At 49.7% G+C, this 19,493-nt stretch carries 14 protein-coding genes; all 14 read left to right on the top strand.

Annotated elements, in window-relative coordinates; genetic code table 11:
- Positions 1 to 30: 30 nt before the first annotated feature.
- The 14 genes from ACFQ0N_RS11995 to ACFQ0N_RS11930 all read left to right on the top strand — a co-directional run bounded on the left by ACFQ0N_RS11995 (position 31) and on the right by ACFQ0N_RS11930 (position 19,372).
- Positions 31 to 1,419, top strand: a complete 1,389-nt coding sequence (locus tag ACFQ0N_RS11995; RefSeq protein WP_379326232.1) for an ABC transporter substrate-binding protein — start codon at positions 31 to 33, stop codon at positions 1,417 to 1,419.
- Positions 1,419 to 3,125, top strand: a complete 1,707-nt coding sequence (locus tag ACFQ0N_RS11990; protein ID WP_379326229.1) for a DUF4091 domain-containing protein — start codon at positions 1,419 to 1,421, stop codon at positions 3,123 to 3,125. Before ACFQ0N_RS11995 ends, ACFQ0N_RS11990 begins: the two co-directional genes overlap by 1 nt.
- 27 nt (positions 3,126 to 3,152) lie before the next feature.
- Entirely contained in the window at positions 3,153 to 6,065 is a 2,913-nt protein-coding gene (locus tag ACFQ0N_RS11985; RefSeq protein ID WP_379326228.1) for an extracellular solute-binding protein, read from the top strand.
- A gap of 6 nt (positions 6,066 to 6,071) precedes the next feature.
- Entirely contained in the window at positions 6,072 to 6,989 is a 918-nt protein-coding gene (locus ACFQ0N_RS11980; RefSeq protein ID WP_379326227.1) for a carbohydrate ABC transporter permease, read from the top strand.
- Positions 6,976 to 7,842 carry a carbohydrate ABC transporter permease gene (locus ACFQ0N_RS11975; protein WP_379326225.1) on the top strand — a complete coding sequence of 289 codons (867 nt, stop codon included), beginning with the start codon at positions 6,976 to 6,978 and terminating at the stop codon, positions 7,840 to 7,842. The genes ACFQ0N_RS11980 and ACFQ0N_RS11975 overlap by 14 nt, the downstream gene beginning before the upstream one ends.
- Positions 7,843 to 7,876: 34 nt before the next feature.
- A complete protein-coding gene (locus ACFQ0N_RS11970) occupies positions 7,877 to 9,970 on the top strand; it encodes a YIP1 family protein (RefSeq protein ID WP_379326223.1) in 2,094 nt (697 codons plus the stop codon).
- A gap of 22 nt (positions 9,971 to 9,992) precedes the next feature.
- Positions 9,993 to 12,242 (top strand): DUF5696 domain-containing protein, encoded by a 2,250-nt coding sequence (locus tag ACFQ0N_RS11965; RefSeq protein WP_379326221.1) that lies wholly within the window; start codon positions 9,993 to 9,995, stop codon positions 12,240 to 12,242.
- The gene (locus ACFQ0N_RS11960; protein WP_379326220.1) at positions 12,239 to 13,135 is read left to right on the top strand and encodes a carbohydrate ABC transporter permease; all 897 of its coding nucleotides are present in this window, start codon (positions 12,239 to 12,241) and stop codon (positions 13,133 to 13,135) included. The genes ACFQ0N_RS11965 and ACFQ0N_RS11960 overlap by 4 nt, the downstream gene beginning before the upstream one ends.
- Before the next feature lie 11 nt (positions 13,136 to 13,146).
- Positions 13,147 to 14,097 (top strand): carbohydrate ABC transporter permease, encoded by a 951-nt coding sequence (locus tag ACFQ0N_RS11955; RefSeq protein WP_379326218.1) that lies wholly within the window; start codon positions 13,147 to 13,149, stop codon positions 14,095 to 14,097.
- A gap of 150 nt (positions 14,098 to 14,247) precedes the next feature.
- Positions 14,248 to 14,661 carry a hypothetical protein gene (locus tag ACFQ0N_RS11950; RefSeq protein WP_379326216.1) on the top strand — a complete coding sequence of 138 codons (414 nt, stop codon included), beginning with the start codon at positions 14,248 to 14,250 and terminating at the stop codon, positions 14,659 to 14,661.
- A 259-nt stretch (positions 14,662 to 14,920) separates the two neighbouring features.
- Positions 14,921 to 16,210, top strand: coding sequence for a DegT/DnrJ/EryC1/StrS family aminotransferase (locus ACFQ0N_RS11945; protein WP_379326214.1), 1,290 nt, complete (start codon positions 14,921 to 14,923; stop codon positions 16,208 to 16,210).
- Entirely contained in the window at positions 16,210 to 17,016 is an 807-nt protein-coding gene (locus ACFQ0N_RS11940) for an AAC(3) family N-acetyltransferase (RefSeq protein WP_379326212.1), read from the top strand. The genes ACFQ0N_RS11945 and ACFQ0N_RS11940 overlap by 1 nt, the downstream gene beginning before the upstream one ends.
- A gap of 23 nt (positions 17,017 to 17,039) precedes the next feature.
- Positions 17,040 to 17,942 carry an amidohydrolase family protein gene (locus ACFQ0N_RS11935; RefSeq protein WP_379326210.1) on the top strand — a complete coding sequence of 301 codons (903 nt, stop codon included), beginning with the start codon at positions 17,040 to 17,042 and terminating at the stop codon, positions 17,940 to 17,942.
- Positions 17,943 to 17,971: 29 nt separating this feature from the next.
- On the top strand, positions 17,972 to 19,372 hold the full coding sequence (locus ACFQ0N_RS11930) for a neutral/alkaline non-lysosomal ceramidase N-terminal domain-containing protein (RefSeq protein ID WP_379326207.1): 1,401 nt from the start codon (positions 17,972 to 17,974) through the stop codon (positions 19,370 to 19,372).
- The last annotated feature ends 121 nt before the right edge of the window (positions 19,373 to 19,493 follow it).

The following is a 19,493-nucleotide window of genomic DNA, read 5'->3' as shown; positions in this document are numbered from 1 at the left end:
TGAACACATGATCAAAAGGGAGGATTTTGTGTGAGAAGCATCGGTCTTTATGTAAAAATGATTGCTCTTGCTTTGATTGCCGTTTTAAGCTTGGCGGCATGTTCAAGCGGAGAGACGAACAAACCGGGCAATGGGGGAACGGCTACTTCCGACGCTGGTCAGCAGCCTGGCAAGGAGGCGGAGAAGGAGAAAGAGAACGAGGATGTCAATCAGGCAAGTGATGAAAAGTACAAAAATATTGATCTCAAATTTTATGTACAGTGGGTGCCGACTGAGCAGCAGCTGGCCAAGTTTAATAAAGCCGGGGATGCGTGGGTAAAGGATTACGGGGGCAGTTTTACGATTATTAACGCTCCCGATTGGTCTCAGCATAATTCCAAGCTGCTGACGCTAATTGCAACCGGGGATTCGCCAGACATATCAACGTCCGGATCGGCCGACATTCCGGAGATGCTGGTGAAAAATGCTTTTATGCCGATCGATGAATATTTGAACAGCAATAATCCCTATTCGGATGTCAAGCTGACGGATGCCGCTTACAAATGGGGTGACAAGCGATACGGCTTTTCGACCAATGCCCCGGACGTGGTCGTTCTGATGTATAACAAAACGATGTTTAAAGAAAATGGCCTGGCGACGCCAACCGAGCTTTATCAGGAAGGAAAATGGAACTGGGATACGTTCAGAGAAGCGGCGATCGCCCTGACACAGGACACGAACAATGACGGCAAGACGGATCAATGGGGCTATGGCTCGTGGATGGATGAAGTTTTCTTTATTACAAATGGGGTGCCCGATTTAATCAAGGTAGCAGAGGACGGCAAGGTATCGCCGGCAACGGATGATCCGAGATTTGTTGAGGCAGCCGAGTTTTTGCAGGATCTCACCTTAAAGAATAAAGTCGTCTTTCCGGAACAGTGGGGAGGACCGGAAGGATTTAAAAACAGAAAAATAGCGATGATGATTGACCGCAGCTGGGTGTTGGCCCCAATCATAAATCAAGGCTTCCAGGATGAATGGGACGTTGTACCTTTACCGAAAGGGCGCAGCGCCGAAGCGCATGTCAATTATGTAGCTCCGGGCGGCGCATCTGTCGTAACAGGCTCGAAGCATCCGGAAGCGGCGGCCAAATTCATTCAGGAGTATTTATTGAAAGCCTATGATGATGAGGCGAAAAATCCGGTTTATCCCGATATTTGGCAAGGATGGTCGCCGGAGCAGCAGCAGCTTTTTGCCGATATGAACGCCAATTTAGCAGCGGTCACACCAAAGTATCAGGGATTCGGGCAGCTCGACGGCCATAAGACAAACTTTTTCGATGAAATAAAAAATCAGGGTAAATCGGTAAGTTCTACAGTAGAAAAGTATAATCCCTTGTTCCAGGCGCAAATTGATTTAACGATGTCGGGCACGGAATAATGCCCCGGAAAACGATTCTGCTGGCTGGAAGTGTAGTGATTGCCATGATTGTCATTACTGTAGCGGCGATTTATGCTGCAAACAAAGAAGCTGGAGTGAGTGAAATGGATCAAGAGCCGTATGAACAGGGCGAGGCTGCAGCGCCTCCGGCACAACCGGTCAATTATAAGATATCTACAGCAAGCAGCATGGTAAAAGTAATGCCCAATGATGCGCTTCCGGAAAGCCGGAGCATCAAGCTCGCGCTTGCGGGAAATGAATATGAAAGCTTTCAGGTTATCGTGAGAGCGGATATCGATGTTGAGGATGTTAAAGTGACGCTCGGGGAATTTCGCAATGGCGACCATCAGTTGACCGATGTGAAGTGGTTTCAGGTCGGTTATGTATGGATTGAAACTTTTCAAGGACATCCCACTCCTGAAATAGCGGCTGCGCAGCAGCCCGGCTGGTATCCGGATCCCCTGCTGCCGCGTGACAGTATGCAGCTGATCAAGGATTGGTCCAATCCGGTCTGGGTGACGGTGCATGCACCAAAGGATGCCGTACCGGGAATTTATAAGGGGACGGTCAGCCTCGAAATTAACGGTGAAAGCAATGAAGTGGATGTCGAGGTCGAGGTGTTCGGCTTCAGCCTGCCGGAAAAGCCGCAGCTCCCTTCATTATTCTCGCTGTCATTCAAATACCTGCAAGAGGTTTACGGTCATGTTAGCGATGAGATGCGGGAAAAGTGGCTGCAATATGTAGCCAATTACCGGATTAGCCCGGACGATATGACCGTCCATCCTGAGCAGGCAGAGTGGGGACTGAATTTATCGGCAGAAGAACGCGATTTTTACAAAGACAAAGTGAACGGCTTTACCGTTTATCCGATTACATCTACATGGGGGGACCGGGAGGCCCCGGCAGAGGAATTGATTGAGCGATTTGAACGGATGCGTCCCTATATCGATCAAATCGCCGCTACAAGGGCTATCGAGCAGGGAAACGGCGTATTTTACGGATTCGACGAGAATGAAAAAGAGCATTTCGAGACGATAAAGCGGGTAAATGCGCATGTGAAAGAAGCTTATCCTGACATCCCGATTATGACAACCTCTCAATATATCGATTCCTATGAAAAAATGAAAGAATTGAATGTCGATATCCTGGTGCTTCATCTGGTTGACGGCATCTATAACAACGCTTTTGCGGATCAAATCCGGGCGCACGGCAAAAAAGTATGGGCGTACATTTCCCTCCAGCCGTATAATCCGCAGCCCAACTGGCGGATTGAGAACAGTCCGCTGGAGGCAAGAGTGCTGCTTAGCGCGATGGCCATGCATGAACGGTTCGACGGGTTTCTCTATTGGTCGCTCAATTATTATTACAAGGGCGTAGGCGTACCGGCGCCGCCGATCAAAAGGGACGGACCAATTTTAACCAACTGGTCGATAACGACGCCGGGGGAAGATTTGCAATGGCTGCATGGCGACGGGGTGCTTTTGTATGCGGGCGCGGACGGGCCGATCGGCAGTATTCGCATGGAAAATATAAGGGACGGATTGGAGGACTACGAGTATTACAAGCAGCTGGAAAAGCTGTCCGGTTTTGAAGCCGCTTCTAAAGCGGCAGCCGAAATTGTAACTTCAACATCGGAATTTATCCGTAATCCCGCTGAGCTGTACGATGCTAGAAGGCGTGTTGCGGAAGCTATTTCCGGCCGATAATTTCAGGAATTCGAAGGAGACATTATTTTGCGGCAAAAAAGGCAATCTCTCTCTTTATTCCTTGTTGTGATCTTCTGTCTGAGCGTTGTGATGAACGCTGATTTGCCTGATGATGCGACTGCAGCACCGGATCCGGCTCAAGGGCAAGCGATGTCGGAACGAGCAGGCGCACCAAGCTCCGGAAATGGTTACGAGCAATATATGGTGCGGTACGAACAGGAGGAATCCCCGGATTATACCATCCGGGTTCCTGCCGCCTCCTATTCGGATGCTGACGATACTAAGGCTGAGCTTGCTGTCATCGGCAAATTTGCCGGAAAAAGGGATGTGCTCCGCTGGTCCAATGACGACGGATGGGTGGAGTGGACGGTAGAAATTCCGCAGACGGGGCGGTATGAGATGGCCCTGCTTTATTATCCGCTTGCCGGCATGGGCCGTCCGGTCGAGATGGGACTGGAGCTTGATGGCGGAGCCCCGTTCGCTGAAGCGGGAAGTATGCTCTTTCAACGGGTATGGCGAGATGACGGCGCAATCAAGCAAGACCGTCAAGGAAATGATTACAGTCCGGGGCAAGTGGAAGTGCCGATGTGGATGGAGCAGGACTTTCGCGATGCCAACGGTTTGTACAGCGAGCCTTTCAAATTTTATTTCACGAAAGGGAAGCATACATTGCGGTTAAAGGCCATCCGGGAGCCGGTCGTACTGGAAGCGATCAAAATTTATAAACGGGAACCGATGCCCGCCTATGCTGAAGTGCTGAAGCACTATAAGGAGCAGTTGGTTAAGGAAGCAGAGGGCGAAGCAATCAAAGTGCAGGCGGAGCAGCCCTATTTGAAGTCGGACCCGTCGCTCAGGGCGGCCTATGATCGTACTAGTCCGCTGACAGAGCCGATGGACAGAACGAAAATTAAATTGAACATGATCGGCCGGCAAAACTGGTCATTTCCGGGCCAATGGATCGAATGGCGGGTTGAGGTGCCGGAGAGCGGGCTGTATAAGCTCGGCTTTAAATATCAGCAAAGCTACATTAGAGGTTTTTTCACGCATCGCTCCTTGACGATCGACGGGAAAATCCCCTTCCAAGAGGCAGCCGCCCTCCGCTTTCCTTACAGTACGGACTGGTCATTACAGGTGCCGGGCGAGGATCAGGGAGAACCCTATTTATTCTATTTGACGAAAGGGACACATGAGCTTGGGCTGGAGGTTGTGCTTGGGGATATAACGGCAACGATCCGTCGTTTGGAGACGGCGGTCTACGATTTGAACGGGATGTATCGAAAAATCATGATGATTACGAGTGCACAGCCGGATATTTACCGGGATTATATGCTGGATAAGGAAATTCCGGATCTGCTGGAGACGCTGGAGCGTGCAGCGAAAATTTTAAGCTCTGAAGCTGTGCATATCGAGCAATTGCTGGGGCAAAAAGGCAGTGAAGCCTCGCTGCTGGCAACATTTGCCGAGCAGCTTACGACCATGGCGGACAGTCCGGATAAAATTCCGGAGAGGCTTGATTATTTTAAGTCCAATATAAGCGCTGTTTCCCAATGGATGCTGGATATTAGAGCACAGCCGCTGGATCTTGATTATTTGCTTGTCATGCCCGCCGACGCCAAAGCGCCAAAAGTGAAGCCAGGCTTTTTTCAGTCACTGGCATTTGAAGTACAATCCTTTTTTTCCTCTTTTACGAATGATTACAGCTTCTCAAATGACGATGACAGCGCCGGAGAAACGATTACGCTGTGGCTTGGATGGGGGCGTGATCAGGCACAGGTACTCAATGCGATGATCAATGATATGTTTACACCGCAAACGAATATTCAGGTCCAGGTAAAGCTGGTGCAAGCCTCAAATATCCAAGCCGTTTTGGCCGATGAAGGGCCTGATGTCTCGATCATGGTTGGCCGGGGACAGCCGGTTAATCTGGCGATGCGGGGCGCATTAACGGATTTGTCGACCTTCGGGGACTTTACGGAAGTACGGAAGCGTTTCATGGACGAGGCGACGGTTCCCTATACGTTTAATGGCGGCGTTTATGGGCTGCCGGATACAGAAACGTTCTATATGATGTTCTATCGCAAAGATATTTTTGCAGAGCTTGGAATCAATCCGCCGCAAACATGGGACGATCTGTACGAAATAGCCCCAATCATTCAACGCAATCATATGCAGATCGGCATTCCTTATACCTCTGCGGACGCGTGGGAAATGGTGGATCAGGGAATGGGCACCCGCAATCTGTTTCCGTCGCTGCTTTACCAGCACCAGGGAAGCTTTTATAAGCAAGAGGGGACCGGCTTGCGCAATGATGCAGGGGCATTGGCAGCCTTTAAACAATGCACTGATTTTTATGCCCAGTACAGTTTTCCGATGACGTATGACTTTTATAACCGTTTTCGGACGGGAGAAATGCCGCTCGCTATAGCTCCTTACAACGAATATAACCGTTTGGCGGCAGCAGCGCCGGAAATTCGCAATTTATGGGCCATGGTGCCTATTCCAGGAACGAAGCGCAGCGATGGAACGGTTGACCATACGGCAGGCGGTTCAGGAACGGCGGCTGTTATCTACAACCGCAGCAAGCATAAGGAAGCAAGCTGGCAATTTCTGAAATGGTGGACAAGTGCGGAAGCGCAAGAGCGCTATGCCAAGGAGCTGGAAGCACTTATGGGCACGGCGGCGCGACAGCCAGTAGCGAATGTCGAAGCCTTTCAGCGCTTGCCCTGGAGCAAGGGCGAGCTGGAGCAATTAATGGCACAATGGCGCCAGGTGAAGGAAATTGAGGAGGTTCCTGGAGGGTATTATACCGTCAGAAGCCTGGATAATGCGTTTCGCGATGTTGTCATCGCCGCCGGGAATCCCCGGGAGTCGTTTAACAAACGGATGAGGGAAGCGGATGCGGAAATTATCCGGAAACGAGATGAGTTTGGACTGGAGTGAGCTTCATTGCAGGCTTTCAAGCAAAAGCGTAAGCCGGGGCTTCTGAAAGAAATCAGGCAGCATAAGGAGCTGTATTTGATGCTGCTGCCGTTTACGCTATTATTTTTTCTGTTTGTCATCATGCCCGTACTGTCGGCGGCTGTCCTGAGCTTTACCGATTTCAATATGCTGCAATTTCCCAAATGGCGGGGAGCGGACAACTATATCCGGTTATTCCTGGATGATGATGTGTTTCTCATCGCTTTTAAAAATACGCTGCTGTTTGCGTTAATTACCGGGCCGGCCAGCTATATGATGTGCTTTGTATTCGCTTGGCTGATTAATGAGCTGCGCCCTAAAATCCGTTCATTCGTAACGCTTGTATTTTACGCACCGGCACTGTCGGGCAATGTGTTTTTTATTTGGCAGTTTTTATTCAGCGGGGACACGTACGGGCTCATTAACGGCAATTTGCTTAAACTCGGAATCATCAATCAGCCCGTTCAATGGCTCATTGACCCGCGTTACAATTTGACCATCATTATTATCATCCAGCTGTGGATGAGTCTGGGAACGAGCTTTCTGGCCTTCATTGCCGGACTCCAGTCCGTCGACCGGACTTTATATGAAGCCGGAGCCATCGACGGTGTACGCAACCGCTGGCAGGAGCTGTGGTATATTACGTTTCCTTCAATGAAACCGCAGCTGCTCTTTGGAGCGATTATGCAAATTGCGGCATCATTCTCCGTAAGTACCATCTCGATGTCGCTTGCCGGATTTCCGAGCACCAATTATTCGGCCCATACGATTGTGCTCCATATGCTCGACTTCGGTACGATTCGCTATGAGATGGGGTATGCATCAGCAATTGCCGTTATCTTGTTCATAGTGATGCTGGCGGTGAAAAATATGATAGAACGGATGCTGCGGTATGTTGGGAATTAAAAGGAGCAAGACAGGAATTAAGACGAACAGAAGCCGTACGGGAAATATGCTTATATTTCTGCTTCTGGCCGCATTCGGCGCTTTCATGGCGCTACCGCTTGTATATGCCATTGTCAATGCCTTCAAGCCGCTGAATGAAATCTTTTTGTTCCCGCCAAGATTTTTCGTCCAGCATCCGACATGGGGCAATTTTGCAATGCTATTTAAACTAACGGCCAATTTGTGGGTGCCATTTAGCAGATATATTTTTAACAGCCTCTTTATTTGTGTCGTGACGACAGCGGGGAGCGTCATCATATGCTCCCTTGCCGCTTATCCGCTGGCCAAATACAATTTAAGCTATCGCTGGCTGTTTCCGCTTGTCGTCATGACTTTGCTGTTTAACGGCACCGTGCTTGATATCCCCAATTTTATTATCATTTCTAAGCTGGATATTTTGAACACCTATTGGGCCTATATTCTGCCTAATCTTGCTGTTCCGCTGGGGTTATTTTTGATGAAGCAGTTTATGACGCAAATTCCGGATTCTTTAATTGAAGCGGCCAGGATTGACGGCGCCAGCCAATTCGCAATTTTTTGGAAAATTGTCATGCCTTCCGTCAAGCCTGCCTGGTTAACGCTTGTCATCTTTTCTTTTCAGGCGATTTGGAATCAGCAGGGAATTGGCGTTATTTTCGATGAGGAATTAAAAACGATGCCGGCAGCGATTAATCAAATCGTTCAGGGGGGGATTGCCAGGACGGGCGCTGCGATGGCAGGGAGCTTGTTTCTGATGACACCGCCGATTATCATCTTTCTGCTTACCCAAAAAAGCGTGATTGAGACGATGGTTCATTCCGGTATTAAAGAATAGATTTGCTTAAGAGCATTCAGGGAGAGCAAATGAAATGATCGAAACAATCCGAAAGTATCCAATATCGTTCATCATTTGGTGCATGATAGCGATCCTTATACAGGCGGGAACGGTGCGGGCATCCGATTTCACTGAAGCTCCGTACAGAGGCTACCACTACAATGTGCGGAATGAATCCGTCCCGTCTCCGAGCGGTTTTTTGCCTGAAGCTTCATACACAGGGGAGCAGCTTGGCGCGGGCAAATTGAATAATCCCCAGGATCTATTTGTCGATCAGCAGAAGCAAGTTTATATCCTTGACTCTGGCAATAACCGGATTGTTGTGCTGAATGAGAACTTGCAAGTCCAGCATATTATTGACCAAATTTGGAAAGACGGTCAAGTGGAGCGGCTGAACAATCCCGGTGGGCTTTTCGTTGGGGCCGGTGGCAAGATTTATGTTGCGGATACGGACAACAGACGTGTGCTGATTATCGACCGAAAGGGGCAATTGCTGCAGGAAATCGGCAAGCCTGATTCGGAATTGATTCAGGCGAATGTGGACTTCAAGCCTTCCAAAGTGCTGGTAGACCGGTCAGGAACTGTATACGTGCTGAGCCGGGGAATTTATCAAGGAGCGCTTACCTTCGATGAGAAAGGGCAGTTTATCGGTTTTTTCGGGAGCGAGCGGATTGAGCCGTCCTTATCCATGCTGCAGGACTATTTCTGGAAAAAGCTGCTCAATCGTACACAGAGATTGAAGATGGCCCGCTATGTACCTGTTGAGTATACGAATTTTGATATGGACCATAAAAATTTTGTTTACACGGTGACGAGTAGTACGGAGTCGGTGTCCAATCAAATCAAAAGACTGAATCCAAGCGGCCTCAATACGATGCCGGCCGGGTCCTTCGGCGATCTGGAGACCGTATGGGAGGGCGGCAAAAATTTAGCGACGGTCTTTGTCGATATTTTTGTCGATGATGAGGGCTTTATTAGCGCGTTGGATCAGCAAAGAGGACGAATTTTTCAATATGATATGGATGGCAATTTACTTTTTATTGAAGGTGGATTAGGCTCGCAAACCGGAACCTTCAAAACGCCGTCAGCGATTGCAGGCATGAACGGGATGCTGCTCATTGCCGATGCGGCCAAAAATAATATTACCGTCTACAAGCAAACCTCCTACGGACATTCTGTTAGGGGAGCGGTAAAAAAGTATGTTGACGGCCAATACGCCGAAGCTGTGGAATTATGGCGCGAGGTTCTCGGGCGCAACGGCAATTTGGAGCTGGCGTACACCGGGATCGGGAAGGCGCTTTACAACACGGAACAGTACAAGGAGGCGATGGCTTATTTTGAATTAGGCTACAATATGGCCGGCTATTCGGATGCTTATAAAGCATTCAGGAAACAAATGCTGCGTAAAAATGCGTTGCCAATTTTGCTCCTTGTTCTTGCTTTGCTTGCCGTTGCCACCTGGACGAATCGCCGGCGCAAGCAAAGGATAGCCGGCGGCAGCAGCGCTCGCGAGCCGGGGAAGCTTGCTTATCCGTTCTATATCATGCTTCATCCCGCCCAAGGCTTTGAAGAGATGGGTTGGAGCAAGAAAGGATCGCTGGCAGTCTCCGCAGCGCTGGTGTCGGCCTGGTTTTTGGCTGCTGTCGCCGAGCAGCAATGGAGCGGATTTATCTTTAATCCGTCAGGCTCCGGACAATTGAATGTGCTGCTGATCTTTGCTCGGACGGCAGGCTTGTTTGTGCTCTGGGTTATCGCCAATTGGTCATTATGCACCTTGATGGACGGCAAGGGAAGGGCGAAGGAGATATGGATTTACAGCTCATACGCATTATTGCCGCTCATTACAGTTATGGTTCTGACGACCATTGCCAGCAACTTTCTGACGGTCGAGGAAGCTATGTTTTTAGAGTATGCGTCGTTTATTGCGTACGCCTGGTCGATTGTGCTGCTGCTGATTGCGATGAGCACCATCCATGAATACTCGCTGAAGAAGACGCTGGCTTCATCATTGCTCAGTGTTGGCGGTATCGCCTTTATTCTGTTTTTAGGCGTCTTGCTTTTTGGCGTGCTGCAGCAGATTTACGCTTTTGCGGACACGATCTACAAAGAATTGCTGTTCAGGCTGTAGGACTGCAGGAAGGAGGTTAGGCATGAATAGGAAAAGAAAGTATATTGCCATGATTGTGCTTTTAGCTGCAGTGTTATCGGTTATGCCGGCTTTTCTGGCTGGGACGGTCAAAGCCAATGCCGGCAAAGCCATTGCCGATCTACCCCCGCTGAATCGCTTAGGATTCAAGACGGCTGCCGAGAACAGTAACTTGGTCTTGTATATAAACCCGGAAGGACAATTTGTAATCGAGCACAAAAAGAGCGGTTACCGCTGGCGGAGCAATCCGGAGCTGCGGGAGGAAGATACCGTTGCCAAAGGCGTGTTCAAGATGCAGTTGCATTCACAGCTGCTCGTCACGTATTCGACTGGCAAAGGAGAAACCTCGACAACGAACAATTATGTGGCCAGTACGAAGGAGAATGGAGCTTTCATTGAACGGACAAAGCGGGGGTTCAAGGCGGTCTACAATTTTCCGAAACAGAATTTTATCATTCCGGTCGAATATACGCTGGAAAGCGATCATTTAAGGGCAGAAATTGTGCTAAAGGAAATTGAAGAGCATGACCCGGAAAGTCAAATTACGCAGATCGGGTTCCTCCCTTATTTGGGAGCGGGCGGCGCATCGGACAGCGGCTATCTTTTCGTGCCGGACGGCTCGGGCGCATTAATCCGCTTTAACAACGGGAAGTCCGGCTATGAAGCTTACCGGCAGCAGCTGTACGGCAATGACGATGTGCTGACGCAAGCGCAGGGAATGGTTTCCAGACAGAGGGCGAGCTTGCCCGTATTCGGAGTGAAAAACGGCGACCACGCCATTCTGGCTGTTATTGACAGCGGGGATTCGCTGGGGACCGTACGTGCTGCGGTAAGCGGAATGGGCACTTCGTATAATCATGTGTACAGCGAGTTTACTTACCGCCAATTAGACAACGCGAAGCTGCTCAGCCGGACATGGGCGGCTAAAGAAGTGAAGCTGCTGGCGAAGACGGCCTCTCAATTGGAACGAATCGCTGTTAACTTCTATTTCTTAAATGGAGAAGACGGCGATTATAGCGGGATGGCACGCCGGTATCAGCAATATTTGCTTGAAGAGAAACGAATGCGCAAGACGGTAACCGCCGGGCAAGTTCCCTTTTATCTCGATTTATATGGTGCAGCAGCCAAGCGAAAGACATTTTTAGGATTCCCGTATACAAAAATGGAGGCATTAACGACATACGCTCAGTCCGAAGAGATCGTCGATCAATTGCTGAAAGCAGGAGTAGGGCATATCGTACTGCAGTATAAAGGATGGGCGAATGACGGGCTGACAAACAACAAGCTTCCGTCTGCCGTTAGCCCGATCTCCAAGCTTGGAGGCAAATCCGGCTTTAAGCGGCTGCTTGAATATATGAGCCAGAATCAAATTCGTTTTTATCCGGCGGTTGATCTGATTCACTTCCGGGCAAGCGGAAACGGTTTTTCCAGCCGGTCGGATACGGCGGGCGGAGTAACCAAACTTGCCGCGCCGCAGTATGCTTATGTGCGCAGTACGTACCAAGTCAATGACAAGGTTAAGCCGCAATATTTGTTGTCGCCTCTAAAAATGCTGGAAGCAGCCCGTAAATTGATGCAATCGTACGAGCAATTTTCTCATCCGCAGATGGCGTTGAATGAACTTGGGAGTCAAGTGTACTCTGACTATCGCAAAGGCGGCACGGATAGAGGGAAAACGGCCAATATTTGGGCGGCTGCCCTGGGTAAGTTCAATGAGCAGACGTATTCGCTGCTTCTCCAGCAGCCGAACGGTTATGCATTGCCCTATGCTGCGCATGCCGCACAGCTTGCCGTAGAATCCAGCAGCTTTGATATTGAGGATGAAGCCGTTCCTTTCTATCAGATGGTGCTGCATGGCATTATTCCTTATTCGGTTCCCGCTGTCAATCTGAGCAGCGATCCGGAAACGATGCTGTTGAAGGCGATTGAGACGGGAAGCAGCCTGCAGTATGCCTGGATGTATGCGCCGGCATCGGCTGTGAAGGATACGCCTTATAATGAGCTTTACAGTACCCACTACAGGGACTGGGTTGACAGCGCTGTTGCAGGATATAAGGAGCTGCAGCAAATCTTGTACAAAGTTGCAGACAAGCGGATGACCGCGCACAGGCAGCTGGAGCAAGGCGTCTATGAGACGGTTTATGAAAACGGGCTGCGTGTCATCGTAAACTATAACGAGTATCAAACGGTTGTAGAAGGACGGACCGTTGAGGCGAAAGGGTATTTAGTAGCGGACGGGGCTGGAAAAGGATGAAAAGAGTGAAATTGGAACTGACGATTGAACAAAGGCGGGCATGGGCCGGATTTATGTTCATCTTGCCCTGGCTGATCGGTTTTGTTTACTTTTTTTTGCTGCCATTTATAAAAACGGTATGGTTCTCGTTTTCCCATATACAGATTGGCGCTGACGGATTGCAGACAACGTTCGCTGGGTTGAGGAATTACAAGCTGACGTTTTTGGAGGACCCTGACAATGTGCGGTTAATCTTCTCATCGCTCGGCGATATGGCGTACCGGGTTTCGATTATTGTTATTCTCAGTTTATTTATCGCGGTTATACTCAATCAGCGGTTCAGAGGAAGGGCGCTTGCCCGCGCCATATTTGCGCTGCCGATCATTATTTCCTCGGGCGTTATCATCTATTTGCTCAAATACGATGTGCTGGCTCAGTCTATGCAAGGCAATCAGGGAGCGGACCTGTTCCAAAGCTCGGAACTGGCGCAAATGCTTGTTCAATCCGGCTTCCATCCGCAGCTCGTGACCTATTTTACCGGCATCGTCAACGGCATTTATGAACTGATCTGGAAATCAGGCGTGCAGATCCTGCTCTTTTTGGCGGCGCTGCAATCGATCCCCGGCTATTTGTACGAAGCGTCAAGTCTGGAAGGGGCGACGAAGTGGGAAGCTTTCTGGAAAATTACATTTCCAATGGTATCCCCGTTTATTCTGGTGACCGCTGTCTACAGCATTATCGATACGTTCACTGATTTGGAAAATCCGGTGATGAAAAAAATATTCAGTCTGGTTGCCGGCATGCACTACGAGACCGTCTCTACGCTTGGAATCGTATACTTTTTGCTTGTTCTGATCGTGATCGGCATTGTGACCGCGCTTCTATTCAGAAATGTGTTCTATATTGAAAAATAGGAGGGACAGCTATGAAGAGGTTAAGCATAAGCGGACATTTTCGAACTATAGGGCTGCTGGCACAATGGCTGTTACGCACGGTGCTGCTGATTGGAATAAGCTTTATTATTTTGTACCCGCTGCTTTATATGGCCAGTACTGTGTTCCGTAATGCCAGTGATTATTATGACCCGAGCATTGTATGGATTGCGAGTGAATTGACGCTGGGCAATTTGATCAAAACGTATCAAGTCATTAATTTTCCGGCTGTATTTGCCAATACGGCCATGTTCACCTTTATTAGTGCAGGGCTGCAAGTTTTCACATGCGCATTGGTGGGCTACGGGTTCGCCCGGTTCAATTTCAGGTTTAAAAATGTTCTATTTGTTATGGTGCTGTTTACCATCATCGTGCCGATGCAAACGATTATTTTGCCGCTGTATACGCAGTACCGCTATTTTGATTTTTTCGGTCTTTCGGAGCTGATTGCGCTGTTTACCGGCCATAAGTCTACAATTGCCCTTACGAATACCGGCTGGATTTATTATTTGCCCTCCATACTGGGGAACGGCATTCGCTCCGGCTTGTTTATTTATATTTTCAGACAGTTTTTTCGCGGCTTGCCGAAAGGTCTAGAGGATGCGGCGCTTATTGACGGATGCGGCCCTTTTCGCTGCTATTTCAAGGTGATGCTGCCGAATGCCGTAACCTCCATTGTCACGGTATTGTTATTTTCAATTGTCTGGCATTGGAATGACTATTACTTTTCCGGCATGCTTCTAAGCTCTAAAGTAACCTTGTCGATGGTGCTGGCCAGTCTGCCTGCCAAAATTCAGGATTTGAACGGTTTCGCCAATCCGGTTGAAAATTCGATCCAAGTGCAGGCGGGGGCTTTAATGCTGATCCTGCCGCTATTAATCATTTTTGCCTTCGGGCAAAGATATTTTACGGAGAGCATTGAACGTTCGGGCTTGGTCGAATAGATAATGGAGGCGTTCGAAGGCTAGAAACGACAGTGCCAAGTAATAAAAATAGAGACAACAAGAAAGTTGCAGCTTTATTGCCGACCAATAGGGCGGCAACTTTTTTGTTTTGTAGAAACATATATATTGGGGGTGTGAGGGGGAATGATCATGGAGACTCTTTTAGCGACTCAGGTTAGAGCCAATATGGGCAGTTTTATTGATACTGTTGTCCGCGAGAAACCTCAGGCAGTACGCCGAAACCGCGATGTTCTTGTTGCGACATCGAGAGAACAGATGAAATCATTTCTTTCTGTTTATGAACTAAACTTTGAATTTAAACAAGACGAGGATGGACGTTTTGCAGGAAGTATAAAGGAAGTTGATTTCATTGTTGCAGATGGAGCGAATATGGAAGAATTGAGAATGGAATTGGCTTATCAATTGGTTGAATACGCAAATGATTATTTTTCTGATTATTCGAGATATACAGCCGCCCCTAATACAAGCGCTCATGCGCCTTATGTACTTCGCGTACTGCTTGAAGAAAATACTGACTCGGTAGCGCGTTTGCTTCTTAGTTGATGCCTAGCTGGAATAATTATGAGGGTATTGATAAAAATGAATATGATCGTTTAAATTAATCGATTCTCAGAGCAGCTAATTTTATGAACCTAGCCTTCATCTCTCCAATTTGAAGGCTTTTTGCTATTGTCTGTGCTACTTTGTGATAAAAAAGAGGCATGAAATAATAAATAGTTGCATATTGGAATCCTCATACTTTTTTTATAATAGAGTTATCACAATGAGCAAGGTTTTCGAAAAGGAAAGGAGGACTCCCACGATGACGACAAAGCTGGCCATATATGGCGGTACACCTGTGAGAAATCGACCGCTGCCGCTGCCGTTTCCCGGAGCGAGTGTGTATGGGGAGGAGGAAAAGCGGGCGGCGCTTGATGTGATTGGGAGGCAATCGCCCTTTCGTTATTATGGTGCGGATGTCGCCGGTAAAACAAAACAATTTGAAATCGCTTTCTCCGAGCGGATCGGTTGCGGGTACGCTCTGGGCGTCACTTCTGGAACGGCAGCGCTCGTTGTAGCGTTAAAGTCGCTTGGCATCGGACCAGGGGATAAAGTAATTGTGCCGGCCAACACGTTTATTGCAACAGCGAACGCTGTTGTTATGGCAGGAGCTGTGCCTGTGTTTGCGGATATAGACGATAGCCTTAATATTAATCCGAATGAGATTGGCCGGCTGGCAGAAGCTGATCCTTCTGTAAAAGCGGTCATTGCTGTGCCGATTCTAGGCAACCCGTGCGAGATGGATAAGGTGATGGAGCAGGCCGCCAAGCATAAGCTGAAGGTCATTGAAGATGTCGCCCAATCTTGCGGCAGCCGTTACAAAGGCATGCACTCCGGCGCATTCGGGGATATGGCCTGCTTTAGTTTGCAAATGAACAAAATCATTACAACTGGCGATGGCGGTATAGTAGTAACGAACCAGGCGGAGTTGTATGAGAGAGCGGTTCGCTATCATGATCAAGGATTTTTTCGCGATAAAGAACTGTTTGAGGGGATGGCGGTGGCTGACGTGCCGTTCGCAGGCCAAAATTTCCGCATGAGCGAGATCAATGGCGCGATAGCGTTGGAGCAATTGAAAAAGCTTGATGGCATCATCGCTGCAATGAGAGCGATAAAGCGCCGGATAAAAGACGGAATCCGGGGAGTTCAAGGGATTGCATTCCGAAAAATCAATGATGAAGAAGGCGATGCCGGAAACGCACTCGTCATGATGCTCCCTGATGCGCAAATTGCCTCCCGATTCCATGATGTTCTAAATGCCGAGGGGATAACGGCATCCGTGTTGTACGAAGGTCGGCCAGTGTATATGCATGAACATGTGATGCAGCGGCGAACGGCGGATCGTGACGGGTTTCCTTTCAATTTTTTTACAGATTTTCCGTCATATAAGGTAGGCATGTGTCCGGACGCGGAGCAGCTGTTGCCGCGCTGTATCGCGATTTCATTAAGCCCGGTATTTCAGGAGAGCGATGCTGACGATGTGATTAAGGGAATCTTGAAGGCAGCGGAAGGGCTGTTGAGCGAGGGTGATCAAGGGCAGGTGCATCACTGATGAGCGTTACTGCGGGAGATATTGTATGCGCTTTCCGGGTAGTGGGCGTTGCTCCGTCTGATACGGTGCTCATTCATTCCTCAATGAAAAGCTTTGGCAAGGTAGAGGGCGGCCCGCTGGCGGTGATCCAGGCCGCAAAAGAGGCTGTCACCGACAAAGGAACGGTTGTTTTTCCGACGCTGGTTCAGCAGGACTTCGCCAATGCATACCGCAATTGGGATATCTGCCGTTCTCCTTCCGATGTCGGTCTCATTACCGAGACGTTCCGGCAACTACCGGACAGTATTCGCAGCGATCAGGCCACGCATTCGGTAGCCGCATGGGGAAGCAAGGCGGTGGACATTACCGGCGAGCATTCGGCATATGGCCCGCGCATGGGCGTATTCGGCGATTACTGCTTTTCGTATTCATCGCCATGGCAGAAGATGTACTTCGCTGAAGCGCGTATTGTTTTTATCGGCATTGATACGGTGTACAACACGTTCAAGCATTTTTCCGAGTATTTGCTGGTAGAGCACTACTTGAGCAGCATCGCGGATCCCCGCCGGAAATGTGAAGCTATGTCGATGATAGCGAGGCACAATATCGCGGGCGTATGGCCGTTCCACGATGCGACGAAAACGCAAGCATTGCTGGAGGAACGCGGTCTCGTAACTTACGCACGCTGTGGTGATTCGTTGTTGACCAGTCTGAAAGCAAATGACTACGTGGATCAGGTGCTCGAGGCATTCAAGCAAGATCCAGCCGTCTGGTTTGATCGGGCATTTCTTGCGTGGCTGGAGCGCTATGTTTTAACGAGTTATTAACTGCTGATAAGGGGGAAGTTACGATGTTTATCGATATTCACGCTCATGCTTACCGGAGGCCGGTGCCTTATCCGGTGCAATTTTGTACGGCGGAGGAATTATTGAAGCGCTACGACGAGCTGGGGATCGAAAAAGGCGTATTGCTGCCGATCGTCAGCCCGGAGATATACATGCCGCAAGCAAATGAAGATATTTTGGATATGGCGGAGCAGTATCCGGACCGCTTCATTCCGTATTGCAATATTGACCCGCGGGCGCTGACATATGCGGCGGATGCCCCGCTGGATAAGCTGCTGAACTATTACAAGGAGCGAGGCTGCAAAGGGCTCGGCGAAGTGATGATTAATCTGCCGCTAATGGACCCGCTGGTGCAAAATCTGTTCAAGCACGCGGAAAAGGTCGGCCTGCCGGTCGTCTTCGACGGCTCCGATCAGGTGGGAGGAGATTTCGGCCTGTACGACGACCCGGGCTTGCCGCAGCTGGAGCATACGCTGCAGCGCTTTCCAGAGTTGAAGATATTCGGACACGGTCCGGTATTCTGGGCGGAAATCGCCCGTCTGGAGACGCCGGGCGAACGAGCTTTTGTATTTGACTTTAAAGAGGGCGGCCAAGTGGGACGCCTCCCGGACGGGCCTATTAAGGAAGAGGGCGTGGTGCCGAAGCTGTTCCGGCGCTATCCGAATTTGTATGGCGATCTGGCTGATGCTACGGCGCATAATGCGATTGCCCGCGATCCGGTATACGGGCCGAAGTTTATGGAGGAGTTCCAGGACCGGCTGTATTTCGGCACTGACATCTGTTTTGTGGATATGCCGGTGCCGCTGGTCGATACGATGCTCGAATGGCGCGAGACGAAGAAAATCAGCGAGACGGTGTTCCAAAAAATTGCCCGTGAAAATGCGATCAAACTGTTCGGACTGGAATAAGGAATCATTTACGAAAGGAATCGATGGCGATGAAATTTGCGGTTCGAAGGGAAGCGATCACACCTGCCCAGCCCGTGTTTATGCACGGGTTTGGAAGCAGGGACCATAAGAGCGAAGGCGTCATGGAGCCGCTTTATATGACGGCTGCACTGTTGCAAGCCAATCGTGAGTTCCTCATCGTTACGATTGACGCTTTGGGGGCCGACCGCAGCTTTGTGGTCGGCATCAAAGATGAGCTGAAGCAGGCCTTTGGCCTGGAGCATGCCGAGGTGCTGATTAATTTTTCGCATACCCACCACTCCGTGTTTTTGACCGGGCTTGACCTGAGGCTGCGCCGGGGCGGTTACAGCATGAGCCAGGCCGGCTGGCCGTTTGATGAGAGCGAGCTGGATTACACCGAAGATGAAGCTTATTACAGGCATATTCGCGATTTGCTGCTGAGCATGGTTAAAGACTGTTATGACCACTTGACAGAAGGCGGGCTTCAGGTGGCTCGCGGAACTTCGGATTTTGGCTGCAGCCGCAGACGGCCGGATGGTGCGGGCGGTGTACTATGGATGCCGTATTACGAAGGGGAGATCGATACAGATTTATTTGTGCTGAAGCTGACGGATACCGCGGGTCAATTGCACGGCATCTTGTATTGTTACGGCTGTCATACGACCGCAATCGGAGCGGACAATTATTTGCTCGGCAATGATTTCGCCGGGCCGGCCTCGGCGATGCTGGAGCGGACGTATCCGGGGGCGACCGCTATTTTTCTCCAGGGCTGTGCCGGCGAATTGAAGCCGCGCCCCGGTGCAGACGGCGATGCTTTCATTTCCTGCAGCAGTGAAAATATCCGGGAAGTGGGCGAGATGCTTGCCCGGGATATTGTGACGGTTATGGAGGGAGGCAGCTTCAAGAAAGTCCAGTGCCAATTTAAAGCCGAACTATGTGATCCCCTGCTCTACACGGAGAAGCTGCCGGCTTCCTTCTATCAGGCGATTGCCCGTGATCCTGAGTCGGACAGCTTTCATAAAGCGGCTGCAACACGTACGCTTAAAGGGATTGAAGATGGTACGGTAAAAGACAGAATACCGCTGTACATTGCCGTTTGGCAGTTTGACGAGGAAACGAGTCTTGTTGCGATCGAAGGTGAAGTGTCTACCGAGTATGCGCTCAAGCTTAAGCAGCTGTTCGGTCATGCTCACGGCAAGGGTGGCGGTACTGCATCTGGCGGCGACCTTATCGTACTGGGGTATACGAATGGCGTATTCGGTTATGTGCCAACGCGTAAAATGCTGCAAGAAGGCGGCTATGAAGCGGAATGCAATTATTATTGGTCACTGAGCGGCCCGTTTGTGCCGGAAATTGAAGATATTATTATCGGTCAAATTGCGCAAGCCTTCGGCCGTTTGTCCGGACGGATTCCGGTTCCGGCAACATGAAGGCAGCTTAAATCACAATGTAAGAGGTTTACCCTGCGGCGCTTGAAAGGAGGTGATGGACGGTTGTGCCCGGGGATGAACGGGTTCTGTTTTACCGCACCGTATATTTTATATGGAGAGG

It is taken from the genome of Paenibacillus sp. GCM10027626 (assembly GCF_042676285.1).
Classification (GTDB): Bacteria; Bacillota; Bacilli; order Paenibacillales; family Paenibacillaceae; genus Paenibacillus_Z.
Note: the sequence above shows the minus strand (reverse complement) of the source record. Positions and strands in the feature narration are given on the sequence as shown.